Source organism: Shouchella patagoniensis, from assembly GCF_002019705.1.
In the GTDB taxonomy this organism is placed as follows: Bacteria; Bacillota; Bacilli; order Bacillales; family Bacillaceae_D; genus Shouchella; species Shouchella patagoniensis.
The window spans coordinates 1,043,412-1,065,974 of record NZ_KV917377.1; the positions used below are offsets into that span (position 1 = coordinate 1,043,412).

Consider the following 22,563-nt stretch of genomic DNA (forward strand, 5'->3'; position numbering starts at 1 on the left):
CAACTCTCCTTTGTTTGTTTTTTATTTGTCAACAGACATCACATCATACTGTTCAATAAATTTCGTATTAAAATCACCTGTTACAAAAACCTCATGGTCGAGTAAACGTAAATGGAATGGAATAGTTGTATCAACACCTTCAATTTCAAACTCTTCAAGCGCTCGTTTCATCCGAGCAATCGCTTCTTGTCGTGTTGCGCCATGCGTAATCACTTTAGCAATCATCGAATCATAAAATGGAGAAATTGTATAACCAGGATAAACCGCAGAATCCACCCGAACTCCAAATCCACCTGGTGCTAAATAATCAACGATCTTTCCAGGTGATGGCATAAAATTCTTCAATGGATTTTCAGCATTTATCCTACATTCAATTGCCCAACCTGTAAAAGTGACTTCTTCTTGTGAATAAGACAGCGTCTCATTATTTGCGACACGAATTTGTTCTTTAATTAAATCGATTCCGGTGACCATTTCTGTAACAGGATGCTCAACCTGAATACGGGTATTCATTTCCATAAAATAATAATCACCCGTATGATGATCGTAAATAAACTCTACCGTTCCTGCTCCAGCGTATTCAACCGCTTTTGCAGCAGCGACAGCAGCCTCACCCATTTGCTTTCGTTTTTCTACCGTTAAAGCCGGGGAAGGAGTTTCTTCAACCAATTTCTGAAGTCGACGCTGGATTGAACAATCCCGTTCACCTAAATGAATCGTATTTCCGAAATTATCCGCTATAACTTGAATCTCCACATGTCTGAAATCTTCAATATACTTCTCAAGATATACACCTGGATTACCAAAAGCAGTTTGTGCTTCCTGCTGAGTAATTTGAATACCTGACTTTAGTTCCTGTTCATCGCGAGCGACACGAATACCTTTTCCACCGCCACCAGCGGTAGCCTTAATAATAACAGGATAACCGATCTCATTGGCAATTCGTTTTGCTTCATCAATTGATTCTACAATTCCATCTGAACCTGGAACAATTGGAACTCCCGCTGCTTTCATTGTCTCTCTAGCGACGTCTTTTGTACCCATTCGATTAATTGCATTTGGACTCGGTCCAATAAAAGTGATATTGCAGTCTGCACAGATCTCTGCAAAATCGGCATTTTCTGCCAGAAATCCATAACCTGGATGAATCGCATCTGTTTCTGTTAACGTCGCAACGCTCATTAAATTAGTAAAGTTTAAGTAGCTTTTGGCTGAAGGGGTTGGCCCAATACAGAAAGCCTCATCCGCAAGCTGAACATGTAATGCTTCAGCATCTGCTTCAGAAAATACAGCCACCGTTTCAATGCCTAACTCCTTGCAAGCACGAATAATACGCACTGCGATTTCTCCACGATTGGCTACTAAGATCCTTTTTATCATCAGCTATCGCTCCTACCTAGTTACATTCAACAACCATTAATGGCTGTCCATATTCCACAAGTTCTCCGTTCTGTGCAACAATTTCAACGATTTTTCCTTTTGTATCAGCCACAATCGGATTCATCAATTTCATTGCTTCCACTATACAAACAACTGTTTCTTCATTTACTGAATCTCCCTCTTGCACGTATGGATCAGAATCAGGAGAAGGCGCTGAATAAAACGTGCCCACCATTGGGGATGTCACAGTAAATAAATTACGGTCATCTGCTTTTTCTGGCGCTTGTTCGAAAGCAGCTTTTTCCTCTGAGATCGATGTTTGTGTAGGTTGAACTGCTACTGGTTCTGGTTTTTGCTGACTTTGAGTCAACTCTGGAGCAGCGTTTATTTGTTTTTTAAGTGATAGTTTTACATTCTCTTGTTCCAGCTCAAGCTCATTAATTGATGAGGCATCTAAAGCTTCTATTAAACTTTTAATCTCGTCTATTTTTAACATCAATAAGCAACTCCTTTTGCAGTCATTCAAATGGTATTTTATCAGAATAAAACCTTATTACTATAAATTACTGTTCGGTATACGTTAACTAAGTTCCTCTTTATGTATGAAAGAAATAGATAAGGGGGTTGTCCCCCTTATTCTGCTTGCTCTTCTTCTGAAATTAACGCTTCGTTTTTATATTGACGAAACACGGGAAATTCAGAGAGGTTATCTGGAATTTTTCCATTTTCGAGCAAAATAATTTTAACTATATTTTTGTTGCGTGCCATATGGTATTTTTCCCCATACTCATTTTCCAATGTATAGCGCTTTAAGTTAGCATAATCCTCTTCTTGTATAGATACCCTAAATTTGTCACCATCAACATCTTCCACTTCTTCAGAAAAGCCAATTTCAAATTCTACAATCTGAATGTGGTCGTTTTTAATGTTACGTGTTTGTTCTAGGACGGCCTTTGTCCCTTCAGTTAAATCGGACCATTCCATCTGCAATCTCTCCTAACTTCAATCTACATTGCTGTATTATACCATGTAAGGTTAGTGATTGCATGTCGAATCTAAAAGCGGCTTGATTTTCCACAAGCCGCTCATCGTTTTATTCTTCTATTGGTTCAAATTTCACAGACACTTCGGCGCGTTCATTGAGCTCAAGCTTCTCTCTTGCCGTTGCCATGATTGCAACTGCTTCATCATTGGAAAGTTCATTCGCTTGCACCATAATCTGAACATTGTTTTGATCTTGAGAGAAAACAAAAGCATCACTATAACCTTGCTCTTTTAACAATGATTCAAGTTCTTTTTCATTATCTGTAAACGCAAGAATTTCAATCGATTTATCATTTGCTTCTACTTTTTCTTCAGCAGAATTCTCTTCGTTGCTCGCTTCTCTTTGTAATTCTTCTACTTCTCTGGAGCGTTGTTCTTCACGCTTAATTCTCGCACCTGTCATTTCCTTGCTTCCATCTAAGTTTGCAAGCATTTGTTCTTCTGCCGTAGCCTCACTTAAATCACCCTCTGCTGTTTGTGAACCTGTTAATTCTCCAGGACTGTCTGCCCCTTCACGATCGATATTTACAAAATAAATTCCTAAGACAAGCATTAAACTCAACATCGTTAATAACCATACTGTTTGTTTTTTCAAGACCATTTTTTATTCCTCCTCCAGTTTCTTAGGGAGCACCGATACACGATGTGCCGGAACATCAAGAAGACGACTAACCGCCTCTATTACCCAAGCTTTAACTTGTACATTATCCACACCTTCTGCAACAACCAGTACTCCGGCTACAGTGGGTTTTTCTTTTGAAACGATTAAAGCTTCTTCTTTATCCCCACTTCTTACTATTACAACATTCTCTTCTTCTTGAATATCTTCAACTTCCCTTGTTCCACCTTCTCTGTCTGTCTCAGTTGTATCCTGTCTGCCTCGTCGTACATTAGTCTCATATACATTTTTTTCGGACTCTGCTAAATTGATGCTTACAGAAACATCACTTACACCAATAATTTCACCCAATGTTTCTCGTAATTGATTTTCATAGCGCATCTCATAATCAGCCATAGAATCCTTTTCCGCATCACGAGCAAAAACGGGAGCAACTTCCTCCTCATCTTGCTTCGCTACTTGATTGGCGGCAGGTAATTCATCATTTGATTGCAGAAATTGGCTCGCTAACATGAGCACAATACCAAGGCTGCCTAAGAGTAAGATATACTTGGGCGAAAAAGAGCGTTTTTTTTTATCTGGTTGTTTTGGTAGCCATTTTTTAAACCAATCTTCTTCTTTTTCTTCATTGTTCATTCACCCATCCCCCTTTCTCCTATAAGCGTAATGGCGTTTTCTGGCACTTCCCAAAGATGAGCCAAAAAACCGATTAACCCATCGTCACCTTCATCTGCCTCTGTACGATCTTGCTGATCCTGCCCGATAACAATGGACACTGGCTTAATTGGTTCTCCTGCTATTTCTCCCTTTTCTTGTTCCTCTAAAGGGGCAATGTGGACTTCAATTTCAAGATCCTCCCCGCCTCCACTATCCTTGATGGTCACATCCGTTATTTTAGTCTGGTGACTTTCGGCTAATGGGTGTTCAGCTTGGTCTTTCAATTGGACAGCCACTTGTTCAGATGTATATGCATGAAAGAACCGGTCTATTTCTGTTTTTTGAGATTTTATTTTTTCTTCTAGTGAATGTTCATCGTTGTCCATTTGATTTACTAAGGAATACAACCACTCTTCCGGGTCTTCATGAAACAAAGAAAGGACTGGCTGCAATAGCATGACAAGCAATAGCAAACTCACAGTAAGCTTCACATAATTTTTTAAGGCTGTATTTGGGAGCATCATTTCTAAAATGACGGCGAGTAGGATCAGCAAGACAATGGAGGTGACCCATTCGTTTATTAAATTCATGGCTATACTCCTTTCACCTCATCATAAATGCGATATTGCTTGCTGCAACCAAGACAGTAATTGCTAAAAAGAACATAAATCCAATTAAAGCCATTGCTGCAAACACGTAAAGAACCGATTTACCGATAATCGCTAAACACTCTATAATTGCACCGTTTCCTAACGGTTGTAAAACAGCAGCAGATAGTTGGAAAATTAAGGCAATCGATAATACTTTCATGGCCGGAAATGCACAAATCGCTAATAGTACGACTAAACCACTCATTCCAACTGTATTCTTCAATAAAAGAGATGCACTCATAACCGTATCAGTGGCATCGGTAAATATACGACCGACTACAGGAATGAAATTCCCAGCAATAAATTTAGCTGTTCGAATTGTTAATCCATCTGCCGCGGCGGCAGTTGTACCTTGAACAGAAACAACACCTAAAAAGACGGTCATAAAAACACCAAGTAGGCCAATAGCACCCACCCGAAATAAGTTTGCCAGTCTTGTTACTTTGTAATTATCACTAAAGGTACTTACTATGCCAAGCACTGCCGAGATAAATAACATTGGGAGAACAAATGTATTAACGAGTAAACCACTTGTATGGACTAAAAATATAATGACGGGATGAAACAAAGCGGAACTGGACAACCCACCTAAAGATGCCATCATTGCCAACAATAAAGGTAACAATGCAATTGTAAAATGTACCATTGTGTCAATCGCTTCCATCGCATACGTAATAGCTGTATGAAAACCATTCATTGCGATCATGCATAAAACAAGTAAAGTAACAGAATAAGCAGCCTTGCTAACTGTCTGATGCTCAAAAGCATTTTGGAAAGATTGCAAGATGTAAGAAAATATGGTTAATAAAAGCAACATACCTAATAGCTTTCCGTTTACTATAAACTCGTGTAACAAAAACTTTACAAGTCCCAAGCCCCACTCTTTTAATTGGAACTGCTTGTCTCCTTTTAAAAAATCAGACAAACTTCCTTTTTGACTTTCTGGCAAGAAACCGCCATATTCAGCCGCTATCCTTTCCCAATACATTTGAATCTCATCAACCTTTAGTATATTAAATTGCTCATCAACTAATTGATCAAGCGCTTCTTTTGACTCTACTTCTGCCTGTCCGTTTATTACTTGTTCTTCTGCCTGCGATACTCCATCTGTAAAAACAAGCAAGAATGATACAAGTAGACCGAGCACAATCAACATTTTCAGTTTCATGCTTGTCCTCCCTCTTAAGATGGAAGCAATGCCAAAATCATTTCTATAACTGCTTTAATAATTGGGATTGCAAGTACAAGTATAAAAATCTTTCCTGCTAACTCGATTTTGGAGGCGATTGCTCCTTGTCCGGCATCCTTCGCAATTTGTGAGCCAAACTCTGCAATATAAGCGATTCCTATTATCTTTAAAATTGTTTGAAGATAGACCATGTGGATATTCGCACTTTCTGCTAGTTCGCTAATCAGTCCTATAATCGATGCAATCTCATCAATTAAAAACAAAAAAATGAGAGAACCGACAAACATAGTTAACAAAAAAGCAAAAGCAGGTTTTTGTTCTTTTAAGACAAGTGCTAAGAAAGTGGCGATTAACCCAAGCCCTACTAATTGAACAATTTCAATCGCAGCTCACCTCCATCTTTTTACGCCTGAAATAAAAACACACTTCTTATTTTTTGGAATAGATCATCTACAATCGTAGCAACCATATATAATACAACGACAAAACCAATCAAGGTCACCCAATGAGCCCAGTCTTCTTTTCCCATCTGTTTCAACACTGTATGGAGCATGGCTACAACAATGCCTATCCCAGCAATTTGAAATATGGTGTTTACATCATAAGCCACCTTCACCACTCCCCGTTTTCTCACTTCTGTGTGTCTACATCATTAGAATGATAATTAAAAGTCCTGCTAGCACACCAAGTGTTTTGACCATCTTTTCATAACGTACTTGTAATTCTTTCGCTTCTAATTCATCTCTTTCTAGATGAGTTAGAGCAAGTTTAAGTTGCTTTTGCTGTTGATTACGATCCATTGTTCCTAGCGTCGCACCAAATTGAACGAGTACTTCACGTTCACTTTCAAGTAAAGCCATTTTGGGCCATACTTTTTCAACTGTCTCTTCCCATGCCACACGCGCTGTTGCTTGTCTTCTGTCTAAGAGTTCCGCAAACTCTTCAAAAAAATAACTGATTGGTCCTTTTAGCTGATTAGCTATATTCATACACGCTTTTGCAAGAGGAGTCTGTCCATAAAGAATTTCCGCTTCAAGTGCTTGAAGTGCTGTCCGTAATTGCCGAATTTGTCTAGGTCGCTCACTTAACCTTTTTGCATGATAAAACCCATATAATGTGGTACAGCAAATAACAATTAATGCACCGAGCCATTTCACGCTAGTACAACCTGTTTCGTAAGCCGAATACGCTTGACGCTTCCTGGACATGGGGTTCTCCCTAGCTCGATAACACGCTCAAAGGCCATTGACTGAAACAATTCTCTAAATACAGGCCTCTTAGCAATTTCCTCGTACGTCCGTCCATGTGCTGTTGCCATTATTGCTACACCTGCATGCCTCGCTTCCATAATGGCTACTGCGTCTGCTTCTCGACCAATCTCATCAACAACTAGCACATCTGGCGACATCGAACGAATCATCATCATCATTCCTTCTGCTTTCGGACAGCCATCAAGCACATCAACCCTTGTACCAAGGTGATGTTGGGGCACTCCATTCATACTCCCTGCTATTTCAGAGCGCTCATCTACAATCGCAACCTTATATGAGTGCACATTCTCCGATCCTGTGCTAATAATTCGAGCTAAATCACGTAAAACGGTTGTTTTTCCGGTTTGTGGAGGTCCAATAATTAGGGTGTTTAACCATCCCTTTCGCTTATCATATAATTCAGATGCTACTTTCAAAGCTGCTCCAAGCTTTTGTCTGGCAATACGTATATTAAAAGAACTAACCGGTCGAATTGTCTTTACAACTCCATTTTCTAATATTGTTTTTCCTGACAAACCAATGCGATGACCGCCTGAAATGGTGATATACCCTTTTTGCATTTCTTCTTCAAATGCGTACATTGAATACTGACTTAATTGATTAAGAAAAAAAGCTGCATCATCCTCGGAGAATACATAAGGTGATTTTGTGGAATAGATAGGTCCCGTCGTGAAGAGACATTCAATTACCTGTCCAACTCGCAGTCTAATTTCTTCTAACTTATCTAGCTCAAACTGGCTAAAGGTTTGCACAAATTCTTCAATAGGCTTCGGTAATAGCCGAATAACATCTCTAATCATTTGCGTTCCCCCTATTTTTTAATGCCGATAAATATTAATAAGACTCCAGCTCCTATAAACAGAAACTTGCTTACTGAAAGTTTGTCGGACATACCAATCAAGCCAATGATTATTGACAAAAGAAAAATTGTCGGTCCTATCAGTGCAAGAGCAGCATTTATCGCTACCGCTTTTTCAACGCTGTTTAGTCGAAGCATAAGGAACGCCGCGCTGATCTCAATTAAGCCTGATAAGAGCCGTAAAGCCACCATGACGATGAGCGCCCATTTTATTGTTATAAACATTTACATCAAGCCCCTGACAATTCTTGAACTTTGTACACTCTATGACAACAAAGACAAGTTCAGAACTTCAGAGAACGCAAATAAAAAAGGTCGCCCCCATTTAGGAGAAGACCTTTTTACCCTTTATCGCTCGATGATCATACATAGTAATTAATTTTTTCTGCAATTTTCTATTTTGTATAAGTTCCCCATTTCTTTTCACACAAAGTATCTCATTTGTCAAATGAATGCTTGTTAAAAAGTTTATTGTATATGCACGAATGCTCATTTGAATAATGCTATGGTGTGCAACAGTTCCTTCAGTGCTAATTAACAGTACCTCTTTAGATGATAAATTAACGGCTCTAAATAATAATTGTTTTATATATTGATAGGGTTCTTTTTTTGCAGGGACAATAAGAATGATCGTATCTGCTTAGTTGATTATTTCATGAGCGTTACTATTCGTACTATCAATTAGAGCGGCGCTACCACCCAGATCATTTTTCAACATTGCTGCCACAGCTTTTGCTTTTTTAGATTCACCCGCTACAAGCACAGACCGTCTCACACATGTCTCCTCCTAACAATTAACTCATATTATATACATCGGATTAATATAATTTCATCTTATTATACTCAATTACGCAAGTTCGGTTCGTAAATTGGTTTAAAAAATCCGAAATAGCCGTACATGAAGAGAATTATTTGCTATACTTGAGCAAAATTCATCCTAAAGCGAGTGTCTACTATGAAAAAAAACGAGCTACCATTAATTGAAAAAAACATTGTTTTAGTCGGATTTATGGGAGTAGGAAAAACAAGTATCGGCAAACGGTTTGCCCAAAAAATGTACAGGGATTTTATCGACATAGACGAGCAAATTGAAGCTTCCGAACTTTTGACAATACCAGAGATTTTCCGAACTTATGGAGAAGCTTATTTTCGAGAAAAAGAGGAAGAACTTGTCCTTTCAGCTTGTGAGCAAAAGCTGAAAATTATTTCATTAGGGGGAGGAGCATTTACGCAACCACGTATTAAACAAAAATGTTTGTCTGATTGTATTGTGATTTATTTAGACATCGGTTTTGATTCGTGGAAAGAACGATTTCATTTACTGGTTGATAGCAGACCTATTCTTCAAGGGAAAACAATTAACGAATTAGAGGACTTATATAATACTAGAAAAAAAGCATATGCAAATCACCATTCTCGACTTCTAACTGATGCATTCTCAATTGAAGAAGCAGCAGACTATTTAAAGCAATCTCTACAACTTGCATATGAAATGGAAGCATAAAAAAGCGAGGCAAATGCCTCGCTTTTTTTATGCTATTAACCTCTTGATACATAAGATGCATTTCGAGTATCAATAATGAGCTTATCACCTTGATTGACGAAGAATGGCACTTGGACTGTTAGTCCTGTTTCTACCGTTGCTGGCTTTGTACCTCCAGAAGCGGTGTCGCCTTTAATACCTGGTTCTGTTTCTACAACCTCAAGTGTAACCGTATTAGGAACTTCTACACCTAGGGTTTCACTTTCATACGTAATAATTTGAACTTCCATATTTTCTTTCAGGAATTTTAATTCATATTCAATTTGACTAGCTTGCAATTCAAGTTGTTCATATGATTCATTGTCCATGAAAGTATGCGTGTCTCCACTTGCATATAAATACTGCATTCTCCGGTTCTCAATATGTGCTTTTGCCACTTTCTCACCAGCACGGAATGTTTTCTCTTGAATTGCACCAGTTCTTAAATTACGCAGTTTTGAACGAACAAATGCCGCTCCTTTTCCAGGTTTCACATGTTGAAATTCCATCACTTGCCAAATGCCGTTATCTACTTCAATTGTTAGCCCTGTCTTAAAATCATTTACAGAAATCATGACTTTTCCTCCATTTACGCTGATTTTGCCATGTTAACTATACCATAGCTTCTGAACCCTGTCTTTAATGTAAACAAAGTCAACAGTTAGTTTCCTACGTAAATTAGTTCTTTTGACGAATGTGTTAGTGACTGATTGCCTTCATTCGTAATAACAATGTCATCTTCAATACGCGTTCCACCCACACCAGGAACATAAATGCCCGGTTCAACCGTCACAACCATACCTGGTTTTAAAACAATATCTGAACTTTTAGCCAATCCCGGCCCTTCATGTACTTCCATACCAAGACCATGGCCAGTAGAGTGACCAAAGTAATCCCCATAACCTTTTGAGGTGATGTAATTTCGAGTTATTGAATCTGCCTCTTTACCAGTTATTCCTGCTTTTATACCCTCCATACCAAGTTCCTGTGCGACTCTAACCGTTTCGTAAATCAACTTAAGTTCATTGGAAATGTCACCTACGGCTAAGGTTCGCGTAATATCAGAACAATACCCATGATAATAAGCACCATAGTCTAATGTCACGAGTTCTCCCGCCTCAATTTTTTTATCAGAGGCAACACCGTGTGGGAGTGCAGACCGGTAACCTGACGCCACGATAATATCAAATGAAGAAGAGACAGCCCCTTGCTTACGCATAAAAAATTCAAGTTCATTTGAGACATCAATTTCTGCAACCCCTGGTTTAATTACCCCTTGGATGTGAGTGAAAGCATCATCAGCGATCTTAGCCGCTTTTTTCATAACTGCTATTTCTTCCTCAGTCTTTATTAAACGTAATGACTCAACCAGTTGCGAGACGGGCACGAGGTTCATTTCTGGTAATAAATCTTGGTATAGTTCATACTCTGCATATGTAACTTTGTTTTTTTCAAAGCCAAGACAGTTTATGTTAAGCTTCTTTGCTTGACTTGCTATTTCTTGGGCTAATGTCCCGTTTTGCTTAACAATCTTACAATGACTTACTTGCTCTGTAGCTTGTTCTGTGTAACGAAAATCTGTTATAACTAACGCTTCATTTTCCGTTAGTAGCAATGCACCTGCACTACCAGTAAAACCAGTTGCATACCGTCTGTTTATGCCACTTGTAATTAGCAAACCATCCACTTTATTTTCCGCTAATTTTTGTTGTAATGAATGAATGACTGACATCTAAACCCCTCATCTCTTCGTTAGATAAGGGAATTGTAGCATAATTTGGTTAACCTTTAAATGGACTTGTCTGTACTAGGTACGTAGTTTTGTTCAGCATATTCGTACGAAATGGAATATCCAATAAAGAGACCATACAATAAAAACAGACAGAGAGTCGTTACTAATGTATTAAGTGAATACGTTTGCACTGGTTTTAGTTGGATCACAAATGGATTGACGATATAAAACACAATTAACCATAACAAGGCACCGAAGCCAAGCCCTGGCCACATGCTGTTTACTTTTTGCATACTCCATTTATAAATGAAAGCAACACCAATTGATAAGACAGCAATAACAACTACACCGATCACTTGCCCCCAATGCCCTGTTTTCCATTCACCAAGCGCCCATGGTAGCAGAACAAATGATGGTCCAACTTGAGTCAAATGAAAATAATATGAAAAATAACCAATTAAAGACCAAATTAACCCACCGCAAAAGCCTATTAAAACTACTTTTAATGTAAAACCCATTTGCTTTTCATCTTTTATTTGTTTATCCATTTTATGGTTGCTAGTCATGTAAATCCACCTCCACACTTCAGTATGCCCCAAAGTAGAAAAATCATGTTGCCTAGTCCTCTCTTTTTGGATCATTTGGTATAAAGAGGAAAGAGCAAGCACATACTTTTTATATCTACTTATGACCGAAAAGCTTGCTCACACCTGTTTGAGGATTTATACTTTACTTACTATCAATAAGGCAACTTTCAAATGCGAAAGGGGATGTGGTTATGAATAAGAGGCTAAAAATTGTTTTGCCTTTGTTGTTAATCTTGGCATTGATCGGCATTTCAGCCAATCTAGGCAGGTTCTTATCTGGTATAGGCACGGCCGTTATTTTAGTTGCATTGATTTATTTTGGGTACCGTTTCTATTTATCAAGACGGTACGGAACAAAAATGTTCTCTAAGCCACAGAACGCTCCTACTAGAGCACAATTAAAAAAAGCCCAGCGCACGAGTACCGTAAAGAATACAAAGCCACACCACAGCCCCTTAAAAAAAACAAAACAAACAGAGCTTAATAAAAGCGGATTAAAAAAAGTTCCAAAGCGACGTAGTGCGCCTCACTTAACAGTAATTGAAGGAAAAGCATCAAAACAAAAAAAGAAAAAAAAGGCCTGAAAGTTAGGAGGTTTATGATGAATGGTCAAAAAAGATCATTAATTACAATTGGATCGAAAGTACAAATTGTACTAAAAAAAGATCAACGAACCGGCAATTTAACAGAGGGTATTGTGAAAGATATATTAACGAACTCTGCTAATCATCCTCACGGCATTAAGGTAAGACTTGAAACTGGAGCAGTCGGACGTGTGAAAGAAATTCTCGCTTAAAAAAGCATGCCGGGTTTTATACGGCACGCTTTTTTAAATCGTCCATGTGGAGAAAAATGCATTCGTTTTTTCCTTCCCAAGCTCAATCATCTTCAACTTCTCTTCTTCTGATAATGAAAAATCAGTTGCCTTTATTTGCTTAATTGGAATAAAGACAATGTTTTTAGCATGCTCTTGACTAATATAGCGAACATCATGGGCGCTCATCATCGTTTCAAAAACAGCTTTATATAGATCAAGAGCGTTTCTTACTTTATTTCCAGGACGTTCATCAACACGTGGTGAAAGTTGAAACCCAATAACTGGCCTACGCCACCCACCTTGTCTACCATCTTTAAAAAGCCACATGGGAAAATTACTTAAAACACCGCCATCTACCATATATGATGGTTCTCTTCCAATCACTTTGTTGTGTAACTTAACAGGTTCAAAGAAAAAAGGTATACTACAACTCATACGTATTGCTTTTGCGACACTATAACGATCAGGATCAATGCCATACTTAGTCAAATCATCTGGAATAATAACCATTTGACCTTTTGTAATATCCGAAGCAATTACCCGTAAAGCACCTTGAGGAAGATCTCCAAACGTCGTTACTCCTTTATTTGCAAGAATATTCTTTAACCAAGATTCAAGTTTATCTCCTTTATATAAACCTAATCGAAAATAAAGGTTTACCCACTTAGCAACTTTAAACGGAAGCAACGACATCCGATCATCTTTTAAAGCCTTTACGTCCAGTTCATCTAACAATCGATTTATCTCCATACTGCTATAACCGGCCATTAAGAGGCCTGCGATTATTGCACCAGCACTTGTTCCTGCAATCCGTTCAAATTGAAGTCCTTTTTTCTCTGCTGCTTCTATTGCTCCAATAAATGCAAATGCTTTTACTCCCCCACCCGCAAATACCGCATCCACCTTCATCCACTCCACCCCCATTACACATATATGTTAAAGACAGGTGGAACTTGCTCTAATTCGATTTTAATTATTTAAAAGCAGATTTGTGACACAAACAAAAAAAAGCAGCTTACGCAAGCTACTTTTCCTCAACCTCACTTCGTTTTTGTACATCACGTAAATCGGAAATACGATGTTCATTTTCCTGGAAATATTGTACGAGATCGCCAATACGATCAATAGCGTCCCAGCTAATATGATGTTCAATTCCTTCTACATCTTGATAAATATGGGATTCATCCACACCAATTATTTTCATGAAGTCTTCTAATAACTCATGGCGATAAACAAGACGTTTACCAATTTTGTTGCCTTTTGCAGTAAGTATTAAACCTCTGTAACGTTCATAAACAAGATAATCACTTTTATCAAGCTTTTGCACCATTTTTGTGACTGATGATGGGTGAACTTCCAACGCCTCAGCAATATCTGATACACGTGCATACCCTTTTTCTTCAATCAACATATAAATTCGTTCTAAATAATCTTCCATGCTCGGTGTTGGCATAGACTCCCTCCAATCAAGAAAGACGGAATACACTAGCCGTCCGTTCCTATCTTACTATAAAATGAAGGGCAGAAACAATGACTTCATGTGAAGTATTCAATTTTTGCCTGCGGAAAAAACTTGTCAATATAGTTACTCATTGTCTCGCGAAGTTCATTTGCTTCAGAGTCTTGATACACATACTTCCCTCTTCCATATTTCCCCCACTTATACTTTCTTTCTTCTTCTTCCATCTCTAATTTAGATTTAGGGTAACGCTTTTGAATAATTCGTTTTGCTGTTTTAGTAAAACGATGCTGAATTAATTCAAACGTCAAATCTTTCTTTGCATAAGTTGGCAGAATGGCTTCTAAACGTTCAAATAGTTCTAAATAACCTTCTTGCCAACCTTCGTGCCAAATGATTGGTGCCACAATAAAGCCTAGCGGATAATCCGCTTTTGCCACTTTTCCAGCCGCTTCGATTCTTTCTAGAAACGAAGAAGTTCCTGGTTCAAAGTATTTAATTACATGAGCAGCATTAACACTGAATCGAAACCGTGTATTGCCGTTATGTTTGGCATCTAGCAAATGATCTACATGGTGATACTTTGTAACAAACCGCAATCGGGCATGTTCCCGTTCTCCCATAAATTCAATTGTTTTTTTTAATGAGTGAGTTAAATGATCAATCCCTACAATGTCAGACGTACAAGCCGCCTCAAATCGAGTTGGTTCTGGTGCACGTTCTTTTAAATATGCATCCGCCGATTCATAAATATCTTCGAGATTAACATAGGTTCGAATATATGGTTTATCACCAAGTGTTGTTTGCAAGTAACAATAATGACAGTGACCCATACATCCCGTCGCTAACGGAATCGCATATTCAGCAGATGGTTTTGACGTCTCGAATTTTAGAGTCTTTCGTACGCCAACTACTAACGTAGACTTCGCATTTCTGTATTTCTGGTTATCATTTTTCCCTGGAATATTACGTACTTGATTATGAGAAGTTGTCTCTCTTATTTCTACACCTTCAGCTTTGAATTTTTCATACAATTGTTTTCCTAAAGGATATTCAAGTGCTTTTGGTTCAATATAAACTAGTTGAGGATAAAATGGCTTCACCTTCACACTTCCTTACTTCTTATTTTCTAAGGTAGCATGCACGTTATCATTTGCTTTCATTCAAAGCGAATAGAGCTTCCCATTGACAAACAAGCGTTCTTTTTAGAAAATAGAGAAGATCAAACTATGAAAATTAAGGAATCGGGGGGCATACCAATGAAACATGTACTTATTAATGATTCCATCGTTCCCGAAGCAGAAGCTCAAGTATCTTACAAGGATCGCGGCTACCATTTTGGCGATGGCATTTATGAAGTAATTCGTATTTACCAAGGAGCTTTTTTTGCTCTAGATCCACATATTAATCGACTTTTCGATAGTGCAGAAAAAATAGACATTGCCCTACCATTCAGTAAACAAGAACTAGTGGATCGCCTGAATGTACTTAAAGAAAAAGAGGTAGTTATAGATGGCTCTCTCTACGTGCAAATTACACGTGGAGCTGCTGAAAGAAACCATCTATACTCTCGAGAAGAACAGCCCATTTTATTTGGTTTTACCTTACCAGACAAAAGTAACGAAGCAAATGAAACAAATGGCATTTCCGCTTACGTAACCGAAGATATCCGTTGGCTTCGCTGTGACATTAAAAGCATTAATTTACTTGGTAATGTTATGGCTAAACGAAAAGCTAGTGATCATGATTGTGGAGAAGCTGTTCTCTACCGTGAAAACGCTGTAACGGAAGGATCTTCATCAAACTTATTTCTCGTTAATAATAAGACACTCTACACTCACCCAGCAAACAATTTGATATTAAACGGTATTACTCGACAAGAAATTATTGCTGTCGCTGCTGAACTAGGTATCGATATTGTAGAAGAACCCTTTCCAAAAGAAGTGCTTGCACATGCAGATGAAGCGTTTGTTACAAGCACTTCGATCGAGATTACCCCAATTCACACGTTTAAAGGCGATGTTGAGGCAACACTCACTTTAGGACCTATCACCAAACAGTTACAGCAAGCATTAAAAAAACGCATCAAAACTCAAACAAGCGCCTCCGTTTAGGAGAGCGCTTGTTTTGTATATAACTGTCTCGGTATGTGATTAATCCATCGTGATGCATGACCTGATGAAAAAAGAACAAGTGTGTGCATCGCCCTCGTACATGCTGTATATAAGTGATGCCTCTCTTGATCTGTTGAATATTGACTATCCGACGCATCAAACACGATCACTGCATCAAACTCGATTCCTTTTGCTAAGTAAACAGGTAAGACGACAGCCCCTTCATTATACTCATGATGATCTTTCGCGACAAGTTGAATATCAATCCACTCACTCAATCGAGCATGGGCATCAGCAGCTTCGTTAGCTGTCTTTGTAATGACAGCTAACGTTGAAACACCTGACTCTAATAATGTTTCGATCTTATTTTTCATTGGTTCAATCATGCTTGCACGATTCGTACACTCTACTAAAACTGGACTTGTTCCTTCTCTTTCAAAAGGCTCAACTACATTTGGATCAACTAGCAATTCACGCGCGAACTTCATAATTGGTTCGGTAGATCGATAACTTTTTCTAAATACAATCTTTGTGGTTGTTTCTTCAGTATCACTCAAGTCCATTAAGACTGGATCATTTTTCGAATGAGCGTAAAGTGCCTGACTACTATCCCCTACAATTGTATATTTTGCAGCTGGGTAGAGCATTTTCAAATACATCAGTTGGAAATAAGAATAATCTTGTGCCTCATCAATAAATATATGTTTAATTGAACGATCCACACGCAACCCTTTTATTCGATCTTGCAAATACAAAAAAGGTGTCGCATCCTCATGAGGGATCCGCCCATTGTTTATTTCATTCATGGAAAATAAGGCTGCTGCGGCAAACCCTTCCGTTTCCTCATGACACGAATCAAACAAGAACTGTTCATATAACCTTTCCGCATCAACAAACGAATAAGACTTCACTCTTCTTTTTAAAGGCATAAAAGCAGCGCGAGTAATTTGCTTGGCGAGGTTTTGAAATTGCTGTTCTTCCTCATTAAATACGTCTTCATTGGGATGTTCAGCCAGTATTTCGTGGTGAGCAGCAAGCAATGTTTCTTTATCAAGTAACTCTCGCGTTTCTTCTACCCACTTGCTCGAACGCTCTTTTCCCTCGTGTTTAGCTAGTTCTTTCAACAGCCATTCCGCTGTTAGTCTTAATCGATTTTGCAAGGAAATCGTATGGTCTAAACAATAAAAATACGTTTGCGTATCTTCTTTTGATAAAATCGTTTCATTACGAAAACGAATATCTTTAAAAGGAACTCCACCTGTTTCTAAACCATTTATGAATTGATCCATCTTCTCTTTAAAAGCCATACTAGACTTAGTGGAAATACTTACTAACCGGGTACGATACAACTCATCATTGTTTGCTTGAAGCATATACTCTAACTGTTCAAAACCATCCTCAACCATATATGTTTTACTTAAACGTTTGAAGAGGTATCCACGAAACGTTAACTGGATCATATTTTCCTCACCTAATTCTGGTAGGACGGTTGACACATAATTTGAAAACAATTCATTTGGTGAAAATAAAATCAATTGATTTGCATCAAGTTGCTCTCGATGTCGAAAAAGCAAATATGCAGCTCTTTGCATCGCGACAGATGTTTTTCCACTTCCAGCAACTCCTTGAACAATTAAAAAACGACTATTCTCATTTCGAATTGCTTGATTTTGTTCTTTTTGTATGGTTGAAACAATCGTTTTCATGTTGGTTGAAGCTTCGTTACTTAGTGCTTCTTTTAAGCGGTCATCACCTATTGCAAGAGAGGTATCAAATAATGCTTTTAACTCGCCTCTACGAAAAACATACTGTCTTTTTCCAACCAACTCCCCTTTAACCGTTCCAACTGGCGCTTCATAAGAAACTGGCCCAACTTCGGAGTCATAATACACACTGGATATCGGCGCGCGCCAATCATAGATTAGAAATTCGCTATCCGTTTCATCCATTAAAGAAGCCAAACCGATGTATAGCGCATCTGGGGTGTCTGCTCCTTTTTCCTTCATATCGATTCGACCAAAATATGGCGAGTCAGCTAATCGCCTAAGTGTGCGCATTTGCTTTTTCATTAACTCGCTGCTTCTCTCACGCTCGTTAAGTAACTCCGCTTGCTGTTTTATACTTGAGATCGTCTCTTGCGCATCTTCAGTATTGGAAAAGTTCATCGTTACATTATCCCAAAACGTTTCTTTCAATTCCATTTCATCGCCAGAAACGCCCTCCAGTTGGTCTTTTAGCATTGCTTGTTTAGTCCGAATAAACGCATGGATAAAAGCCGCTCGTTCGTATTCATATTGCAAGGGCACACTTCCTCTCTATACATCTAGTCAGTATCGTATAGTAGCATATTAAAAAAACACGATACAAGACCCGATATCTTATTACTGGCTACCTTTTATAATTCCACTCGTCGTTTTCATACCGATCACGTGCAAGCATTTTCACTTGAGCATCTTCTTCATTCGTCAACTCATAGTGTTCTAATGTAATGCCTAACCCCTTTTCAAATCCCTTTTTGAAGGCACTACTCGCCTCTTCCAAACCAACTGGTGTATGAAGCAATTCATTAATCGCTACCGCTTTAGTGGCGAACTGCTTTTGCATTCGATTACGCAATCGATCTGTTTTATAATGAAACAAATCAAACAATTTATCCACTTCAATATCTAATAAAATTGCGCCGTGTTGAAGAATAACACCCTTTTGGCGAGTTTGAGCACTACCAGCCACTTTACGACCTTCAACAACTAGCTCATACCATGAGGGAGCATCAAAACAAACAGATGAACGAGGGTTCTTCAACGCATCTTTTTCGATTTCTGTTTCAGGGATGGCAAAATAAGCGTCTAATCCTAATTCTTGAAATCCATGCAACAGCCCCTGGGATATGACCCTATATGCTTCTGTTACCGATTGTGGCATCGCTGCATGATTTTCAGAAACAATTACACTATATGTTAATTCATGTTCATGCAATACGCCACGTCCTCCTGTTGGTCTCCTCACAAACCCAAGTTCTTTCTCACGTACAGCCGTCATATTGATCTCTTTATCGATTTGTTGAAAATAGCCAATTGATAAAGTTGCAGGATTCCAGCCGTAAAAACGAATGGTTGGAGGTATACGTCCTTCGCTATGCCAGTTTAATAGAGTTTCATCTAACGCCATATTATAAGATGGGCTGCGTTTGCCCGAATCAATAAAACGCCATACTTCAGTCATAAGATCGCTTCCTTTTCATTTAAGAATACTCATTTACATTTTACCAAAAAATTGTAGATAGCTTAAGTCTTGCTCATTCATATAAGAGCTACTCTTGTTGTGATTGAAAAAAACGCTTGATCTCGATATAATACAATTAGTTGAATTAACTAAAGGGGAGTACGTACGAATTATGGAGGCACAAACAATTATTCTAATTATCCTTACCATTTTACTCATCGTTTTTATCGCTTCACGATTTTATACGCCTAAGTATTTAAAAACATTGAATCAAGACGATTTTATTAAAGGGTACCGTAAAGCACAATTAATTGATGTGCGAGAAACGCGGGAGTTTGATGGTGGACATATACTAGGAGCTCGAAATATCCCAATGTCGCAATTACGCCAAAGACAAAACGAAATTCGTAAAGATCAACCGGTTTACCTTTATTGCCAATCAGGAGCACGCAGCCGTCAAGCTGCGAAAGTCCTTAAGAAAAAACGCGGAGTCGAAAACCTTTCCCATTTAAAAGGTGGTTTTCGCAAGTGGACTGGTAAAGTAAAAAAGAAATAACTGACTCATAAAGATAGCAGCCGCAGTCGCGGCTGCTATCTTTATCTTTTCCCTAATTATACATGCACTTGATTTTTTGGATTTATATGACGAAGAACAGGCTTTCTAGCCGCAAGGGTTTCATCCAGCCTGCTAATCACTGTATGATGCGGAGCTTCTTGGACAACTTCTGGTGTTTCTTCCGCCTCTTTCGCGATTTGAATCATCGCATCTATAAATTCATCCAGTGTTTCTTTCGATTCTGTTTCTGTAGGTTCAATCATCATGCACTCTTCCACATTTAGTGGAAAATAAATCGTTGGTGGATGATAGCCAAAATCAAGTAAACGCTTTGCAATATCTAGTGTTCGAACACCTAATTTTTTTTGACGTCTACCTGAAATTACAAATTCATGCTTACAGTGCTGTATGTATGGAAGGTCAAAATACGGCTCAAGTTTACGCATCATGTAATTGGCATTTAATACAGCGTATTCTGAAACGAGCTTTAACCCGTCTGGACCCATTGTGCGTATATATGTGTACGCTCTTAAGTTAATGCCATAATTCCCATAAAACGGTTTAACTCTACCAATCGATTTAGGCCGATCATACTCAAACTCATAGTGTTCTCCATTTTTAATAAGCACCGGTTTTGGTAAAAATGGAATCAAATCCTTCTTAACGCCAACAGGACCAGAACCAGGACCGCCGCCTCCATGAGGACCTGTAAATGTTTTGTGTAAGTTTAAATGAACAACATCGAACCCCATATCACCAGGTCTTGTGATACCTAAAATAGCATTGGAATTAGCTCCATCATAGTACAGCTTTCCACCTGCTGAGTGGATAATACTAGCCATCTCAACAATATCAGCTTCAAACAAACCAAGTGTATTTGGATTCGTCAGCATTAAGGCTGCGGTCTCCTCATTTACCACTTCTCGTAAATGTTCTAAATCAACTAATCCTAAATCATTTGTCCGGACAGTTACAGATTCAAACCCAGCAACTGTGGCAGACGCAGGATTTGTCCCGTGAGCTGAATCTGGTACGATCACTTTCGTTCGATTGAAATCACCATTCGCCTCATGGTAAGCACGGATCATCATTAACCCTGTCCACTCTCCATGAGCACCTGCAGCTGGTTGCAACGTCACTTCATCCATTCCGGTAATTTCTCCAAGCGCAGTTTGTAAGTTATAAAGCATCTTCATAGACCCTTGAACTTGATACACAGGTTGATAAGGGTGAACATGCACGAGTCCTGGCATGCGGGCAATGTCTTCATTAATCTTTGGATTGTATTTCATTGTGCATGATCCAAGTGGGTAAAACCCAGAATCCACTCCATGATTTCGCTTTGATAGCGCCGTGTAGTGGCGCATAATCTGCAATTCAGATACTTGTGGTAATTCTGGAGCATCTGTTCGCAAAAATTCATCAGGAATAAACGAACCAATAGTTTGTTCTTCAATATCCAATTCCGGCAAGCTATGGCCAATACGGCCATCTTTACTTAATTCAAATATAAGTGCTACATCTTTTTTTGGTGTTGTCATACGAGCCCCCCCAGTTCTTTAGCGAAACGATCCAATTCCTCTTTCGTACGAAGTTCAGTCACACAAATTAACATCTGACCGGATCTCTCTGAATCACTTTCACCTAAATCATAACCACCAATGATACCTTGTTCAAATAACTTTTTATTTATTTCAGCAATTGGTTGGTTACATTCAATAACAAATTCGTTAAAAGTAGCAACAGAATAAAGTGGCTGTATCCCTTCTTTGTTTAGTTGTGCTTTTAAATAAGCTGCTTTTTGCACATTTTGATTGGCGATATCTTTAATCCCTTGTTTACCGAGAGCAGTCATCGCAACCGATGCAGCAAGGGCATTTAATGCTTGATTTGAACAAATATTAGACGTTGCTTTATCACGACGGATGTGTTGTTCACGTGCCTGAAGCGTTAACACAAAACCACGTTGTCCTTCTTCATCGACTGTTTGACCTACAAGCCTGCCTGGCACTTTCCTCATTAACTTCTTTGTAGCTGCAAAATAACCACAATGAGGACCTCCAAATTGGGTAGGTATTCCGAATGGCTGAGCGTCTCCCACGACAATATCTGCACCAAATGCACCTGGAGGTTTTAATATACCAAGTGCTAATGGATTACTAGAAACGACAAATTGCGCTTTACCACTATGAGTAATTTCTTCAATTTCTGTTAGTGGCTCCAAGCTCCCAAAAAAGTTCGGATGCTGAACAACTACACAAGCGACATCATCATCGTACGCAGCTTTTAATGCGTTGATATCAGTCACTCCATCGACACTATTGATTTCTATTACTTTTAGTCTTTGACCATAAGCATTTGTACGCAATACATCTCTCGCTTCTGGATGAACCGCTTTTGATACTAAAATGGTTTTCTTCTTTGTGTGACCAGCAGAGAGCATAGCAGCTTCCGCAAGCGACGTAGGACCATCGTACATAGATGAATTCGCTAAATCCATACCAGTAAGTTCACAAATCATCGTTTGGAACTCAAAAATAGCTTGGAGCTCTCCTTGAGAGATTTCAGGCTGGTAAGGCGTATAGGCCGTGTAAAATTCCGATCGAGAAATAACATGGTCAACAATTGATGGACTATAATGTTCATACACACCTGCGCCCAAATAAGAGGTAAAATCTTTAATCGACTTGTTTTCATTTGCTAACTGTTCAAAAAATGCAACTAACTCTGGTTCTTTTAGTGCTTTCTCAATTGCTAATGTCCGATTAAAACGTGTAGATTCTGGAATATCCCCTAGCAATTCCTCGATTGACTCTACACCAATTAATTCAAGCATTTCTTTTTTATCCGTTTCAGTCATTGGCAAATAACGATGTGTATCCATA

28 protein-coding genes are annotated in these 22,563 nt (G+C 38.6%); 5 read left to right on the forward strand and 23 right to left on the reverse strand.

Annotated elements, in window-relative coordinates; translation table 11 throughout:
• Positions 1 to 21: 21 nt before the first annotated feature.
• The 13 genes from accC to BK584_RS25315 all read right to left on the reverse strand — a co-directional run bounded on the left by accC (position 22) and on the right by BK584_RS25315 (position 8,444).
• On the reverse strand, positions 22 to 1,380 hold the full coding sequence (accC, locus tag BK584_RS05620; protein ID WP_078391685.1) for an acetyl-CoA carboxylase biotin carboxylase subunit: 1,359 nt from the start codon (positions 1,378 to 1,380) through the stop codon (positions 22 to 24).
• Positions 1,381 to 1,396: 16 nt separating this feature from the next.
• Complete coding sequence (gene accB, locus BK584_RS05625; protein ID WP_078391686.1) at positions 1,397 to 1,876, reverse strand: acetyl-CoA carboxylase biotin carboxyl carrier protein; 480 nt, start codon at positions 1,874 to 1,876, stop codon at positions 1,397 to 1,399.
• A gap of 137 nt (positions 1,877 to 2,013) precedes the next feature.
• Positions 2,014 to 2,364, reverse strand: a complete 351-nt coding sequence (locus BK584_RS05630) for a hypothetical protein (RefSeq protein WP_078391687.1) — start codon at positions 2,362 to 2,364, stop codon at positions 2,014 to 2,016.
• A 109-nt stretch (positions 2,365 to 2,473) separates the two neighbouring features.
• Positions 2,474 to 3,025: a SpoIIIAH-like family protein gene (locus BK584_RS05635; protein ID WP_078391688.1), complete on the reverse strand. Its 552-nt coding sequence runs from the start codon at positions 3,023 to 3,025 to the stop codon at positions 2,474 to 2,476.
• 3 nt (positions 3,026 to 3,028) lie between these two features.
• Complete coding sequence (gene spoIIIAG / locus BK584_RS05640; RefSeq protein WP_078391689.1) at positions 3,029 to 3,679, reverse strand: stage III sporulation protein AG; 651 nt, start codon at positions 3,677 to 3,679, stop codon at positions 3,029 to 3,031.
• Complete coding sequence (gene spoIIIAF, locus BK584_RS05645) at positions 3,676 to 4,290, reverse strand: stage III sporulation protein AF (RefSeq protein WP_078391690.1); 615 nt, start codon at positions 4,288 to 4,290, stop codon at positions 3,676 to 3,678. Before spoIIIAF ends, spoIIIAG begins: the two co-directional genes overlap by 4 nt.
• Before the next feature lie 13 nt (positions 4,291 to 4,303).
• Positions 4,304 to 5,518 carry a stage III sporulation protein AE gene (gene spoIIIAE / locus BK584_RS05650; protein WP_078391691.1) on the reverse strand — a complete coding sequence of 405 codons (1,215 nt, stop codon included), beginning with the start codon at positions 5,516 to 5,518 and terminating at the stop codon, positions 4,304 to 4,306.
• 14 nt (positions 5,519 to 5,532) lie between these two features.
• Positions 5,533 to 5,922 (reverse strand): stage III sporulation protein AD, encoded by a 390-nt coding sequence (gene spoIIIAD, locus BK584_RS05655; protein ID WP_139365615.1) that lies wholly within the window; start codon positions 5,920 to 5,922, stop codon positions 5,533 to 5,535.
• 20 nt (positions 5,923 to 5,942) lie between these two features.
• A complete protein-coding gene (gene spoIIIAC, locus BK584_RS05660; protein WP_078391693.1) occupies positions 5,943 to 6,149 on the reverse strand; it encodes a stage III sporulation protein AC in 207 nt (68 codons plus the stop codon).
• 34 nt (positions 6,150 to 6,183) lie between these two features.
• Positions 6,184 to 6,696, reverse strand: a complete 513-nt coding sequence (gene spoIIIAB, locus BK584_RS05665) for a stage III sporulation protein SpoIIIAB (protein ID WP_245808808.1) — start codon at positions 6,694 to 6,696, stop codon at positions 6,184 to 6,186.
• Positions 6,693 to 7,610, reverse strand: a complete 918-nt coding sequence (gene spoIIIAA, locus BK584_RS05670) for a stage III sporulation protein AA (RefSeq protein WP_078391695.1) — start codon at positions 7,608 to 7,610, stop codon at positions 6,693 to 6,695. The genes spoIIIAB and spoIIIAA overlap by 4 nt, the downstream gene beginning before the upstream one ends.
• Before the next feature lie 11 nt (positions 7,611 to 7,621).
• Positions 7,622 to 7,894 carry a YqhV family protein gene (locus tag BK584_RS05675; RefSeq protein WP_078391696.1) on the reverse strand — a complete coding sequence of 91 codons (273 nt, stop codon included), beginning with the start codon at positions 7,892 to 7,894 and terminating at the stop codon, positions 7,622 to 7,624.
• Positions 7,895 to 8,309: 415 nt separating this feature from the next.
• Positions 8,310 to 8,444: a hypothetical protein gene (locus tag BK584_RS25315; protein WP_281255735.1), complete on the reverse strand. Its 135-nt coding sequence runs from the start codon at positions 8,442 to 8,444 to the stop codon at positions 8,310 to 8,312.
• Positions 8,445 to 8,624: 180 nt separating this feature from the next.
• On the opposite strand from BK584_RS25315, the gene BK584_RS05680 reads away from it, so the two are divergent.
• Positions 8,625 to 9,173, forward strand: coding sequence for a shikimate kinase (locus BK584_RS05680; protein ID WP_078391697.1), 549 nt, complete (start codon positions 8,625 to 8,627; stop codon positions 9,171 to 9,173).
• A gap of 35 nt (positions 9,174 to 9,208) precedes the next feature.
• Here BK584_RS05680 and efp read toward each other — a convergent pair whose 3' ends face one another.
• From efp to BK584_RS05695, 3 genes are all read right to left on the reverse strand, one after another.
• Positions 9,209 to 9,766 carry an elongation factor P gene (gene efp / locus BK584_RS05685; RefSeq protein WP_078391698.1) on the reverse strand — a complete coding sequence of 186 codons (558 nt, stop codon included), beginning with the start codon at positions 9,764 to 9,766 and terminating at the stop codon, positions 9,209 to 9,211.
• Between the two features lie 86 nt (positions 9,767 to 9,852).
• Positions 9,853 to 10,923 (reverse strand): M24 family metallopeptidase, encoded by a 1,071-nt coding sequence (locus BK584_RS05690; protein ID WP_078391699.1) that lies wholly within the window; start codon positions 10,921 to 10,923, stop codon positions 9,853 to 9,855.
• 56 nt (positions 10,924 to 10,979) lie between these two features.
• On the reverse strand, positions 10,980 to 11,489 hold the full coding sequence (locus BK584_RS05695) for a YqhR family membrane protein (protein ID WP_078391700.1): 510 nt from the start codon (positions 11,487 to 11,489) through the stop codon (positions 10,980 to 10,982).
• 212 nt (positions 11,490 to 11,701) lie between these two features.
• Here BK584_RS05695 and BK584_RS05700 point away from each other — a divergent pair, with 212 nt between their 5' ends.
• Complete coding sequence (locus BK584_RS05700; protein ID WP_078391701.1) at positions 11,702 to 12,094, forward strand: hypothetical protein; 393 nt, start codon at positions 11,702 to 11,704, stop codon at positions 12,092 to 12,094.
• A 17-nt stretch (positions 12,095 to 12,111) separates the two neighbouring features.
• Complete coding sequence (locus tag BK584_RS05705; protein WP_078391702.1) at positions 12,112 to 12,306, forward strand: YwbE family protein; 195 nt, start codon at positions 12,112 to 12,114, stop codon at positions 12,304 to 12,306.
• 33 nt (positions 12,307 to 12,339) lie between these two features.
• Here BK584_RS05705 and BK584_RS05710 read toward each other — a convergent pair whose 3' ends face one another.
• The 3 genes from BK584_RS05710 to splB form a co-directional block, all read right to left on the reverse strand.
• Positions 12,340 to 13,236: a patatin-like phospholipase family protein gene (locus BK584_RS05710; protein ID WP_078391703.1), complete on the reverse strand. Its 897-nt coding sequence runs from the start codon at positions 13,234 to 13,236 to the stop codon at positions 12,340 to 12,342.
• A 115-nt stretch (positions 13,237 to 13,351) separates the two neighbouring features.
• A complete protein-coding gene (gene mntR / locus BK584_RS05715) occupies positions 13,352 to 13,780 on the reverse strand; it encodes a transcriptional regulator MntR (protein ID WP_078391704.1) in 429 nt (142 codons plus the stop codon).
• Between the two features lie 83 nt (positions 13,781 to 13,863).
• Positions 13,864 to 14,889, reverse strand: a complete 1,026-nt coding sequence (gene splB, locus BK584_RS05720) for a spore photoproduct lyase (protein WP_078391705.1) — start codon at positions 14,887 to 14,889, stop codon at positions 13,864 to 13,866.
• A gap of 156 nt (positions 14,890 to 15,045) precedes the next feature.
• Between splB and dat the strand changes: the two genes are divergently transcribed.
• Positions 15,046 to 15,900: a D-amino-acid transaminase gene (gene dat, locus BK584_RS05725; protein ID WP_078391706.1), complete on the forward strand. Its 855-nt coding sequence runs from the start codon at positions 15,046 to 15,048 to the stop codon at positions 15,898 to 15,900.
• On the opposite strand, the gene helD is transcribed toward dat, so the two are convergent.
• Positions 15,897 to 18,200: an RNA polymerase recycling motor HelD gene (gene helD / locus BK584_RS05730; protein WP_078391707.1), complete on the reverse strand. Its 2,304-nt coding sequence runs from the start codon at positions 18,198 to 18,200 to the stop codon at positions 15,897 to 15,899. The genes dat and helD overlap by 4 nt on opposite strands.
• A gap of 88 nt (positions 18,201 to 18,288) precedes the next feature.
• A complete protein-coding gene (locus tag BK584_RS05735) occupies positions 18,289 to 19,122 on the reverse strand; it encodes a lipoate--protein ligase family protein (RefSeq protein ID WP_078391708.1) in 834 nt (277 codons plus the stop codon).
• 172 nt (positions 19,123 to 19,294) lie between these two features.
• On the opposite strand from BK584_RS05735, the gene BK584_RS05740 reads away from it, so the two are divergent.
• Positions 19,295 to 19,678 carry a rhodanese-like domain-containing protein gene (locus BK584_RS05740; RefSeq protein ID WP_078391709.1) on the forward strand — a complete coding sequence of 128 codons (384 nt, stop codon included), beginning with the start codon at positions 19,295 to 19,297 and terminating at the stop codon, positions 19,676 to 19,678.
• Between the two features lie 56 nt (positions 19,679 to 19,734).
• Here the strand turns inward: BK584_RS05740 and gcvPB are convergent, their stop codons facing one another.
• Positions 19,735 to 21,219: an aminomethyl-transferring glycine dehydrogenase subunit GcvPB gene (gcvPB, locus tag BK584_RS05745; RefSeq protein ID WP_078391710.1), complete on the reverse strand. Its 1,485-nt coding sequence runs from the start codon at positions 21,217 to 21,219 to the stop codon at positions 19,735 to 19,737.
• Positions 21,216 to 22,562 carry an aminomethyl-transferring glycine dehydrogenase subunit GcvPA gene (gcvPA, locus tag BK584_RS05750; protein WP_078391711.1) on the reverse strand — a complete coding sequence of 449 codons (1,347 nt, stop codon included), beginning with the start codon at positions 22,560 to 22,562 and terminating at the stop codon, positions 21,216 to 21,218. Before gcvPA ends, gcvPB begins: the two co-directional genes overlap by 4 nt.
• Position 22,563: the final 1 nt, after the last annotated feature.

Coding starts and splice junctions, on each gene's coding strand:
- BK584_RS05705 (WP_078391702.1), top strand. CDS start 12,112: ATGAATGGTCAAAAAAGATCATTAATTACAATTGGATCGAAAGTACAA.
- accC (WP_078391685.1), bottom strand. CDS start 1,380: ATGATAAAAAGGATCTTAGTAGCCAATCGTGGAGAAATCGCAGTGCGT.
- gcvPB (WP_078391710.1), bottom strand. CDS start 21,219: ATGACAACACCAAAAAAAGATGTAGCACTTATATTTGAATTAAGTAAA.
- BK584_RS05630 (WP_078391687.1), bottom strand. CDS start 2,364: ATGGAATGGTCCGATTTAACTGAAGGGACAAAGGCCGTCCTAGAACAA.
- BK584_RS05690 (WP_078391699.1), bottom strand. CDS start 10,923: ATGTCAGTCATTCATTCATTACAACAAAAATTAGCGGAAAATAAAGTG.
- gcvPA (WP_078391711.1), bottom strand. CDS start 22,562: ATGGATACACATCGTTATTTGCCAATGACTGAAACGGATAAAAAAGAA.
- BK584_RS05695 (WP_078391700.1), bottom strand. CDS start 11,489: ATGACTAGCAACCATAAAATGGATAAACAAATAAAAGATGAAAAGCAA.
- BK584_RS05740 (WP_078391709.1), top strand. CDS start 19,295: ATGGAGGCACAAACAATTATTCTAATTATCCTTACCATTTTACTCATC.
- BK584_RS05635 (WP_078391688.1), bottom strand. CDS start 3,025: ATGGTCTTGAAAAAACAAACAGTATGGTTATTAACGATGTTGAGTTTA.
- accB (WP_078391686.1), bottom strand. CDS start 1,876: ATGTTAAAAATAGACGAGATTAAAAGTTTAATAGAAGCTTTAGATGCC.
- spoIIIAF (WP_078391690.1), bottom strand. CDS start 4,290: ATGAATTTAATAAACGAATGGGTCACCTCCATTGTCTTGCTGATCCTA.
- BK584_RS05710 (WP_078391703.1), bottom strand. CDS start 13,236: ATGAAGGTGGATGCGGTATTTGCGGGTGGGGGAGTAAAAGCATTTGCA.
- efp (WP_078391698.1), bottom strand. CDS start 9,766: ATGATTTCTGTAAATGATTTTAAGACAGGGCTAACAATTGAAGTAGAT.
- mntR (WP_078391704.1), bottom strand. CDS start 13,780: ATGCCAACACCGAGCATGGAAGATTATTTAGAACGAATTTATATGTTG.
- BK584_RS05735 (WP_078391708.1), bottom strand. CDS start 19,122: ATGACTGAAGTATGGCGTTTTATTGATTCGGGCAAACGCAGCCCATCT.
- spoIIIAE (WP_078391691.1), bottom strand. CDS start 5,518: ATGAAACTGAAAATGTTGATTGTGCTCGGTCTACTTGTATCATTCTTG.
- spoIIIAG (WP_078391689.1), bottom strand. CDS start 3,679: ATGAACAATGAAGAAAAAGAAGAAGATTGGTTTAAAAAATGGCTACCA.
- BK584_RS05675 (WP_078391696.1), bottom strand. CDS start 7,894: ATGTTTATAACAATAAAATGGGCGCTCATCGTCATGGTGGCTTTACGG.
- dat (WP_078391706.1), top strand. CDS start 15,046: ATGAAACATGTACTTATTAATGATTCCATCGTTCCCGAAGCAGAAGCT.
- spoIIIAA (WP_078391695.1), bottom strand. CDS start 7,610: ATGATTAGAGATGTTATTCGGCTATTACCGAAGCCTATTGAAGAATTT.
- BK584_RS05700 (WP_078391701.1), top strand. CDS start 11,702: ATGAATAAGAGGCTAAAAATTGTTTTGCCTTTGTTGTTAATCTTGGCA.
- BK584_RS05680 (WP_078391697.1), top strand. CDS start 8,625: ATGAAAAAAAACGAGCTACCATTAATTGAAAAAAACATTGTTTTAGTC.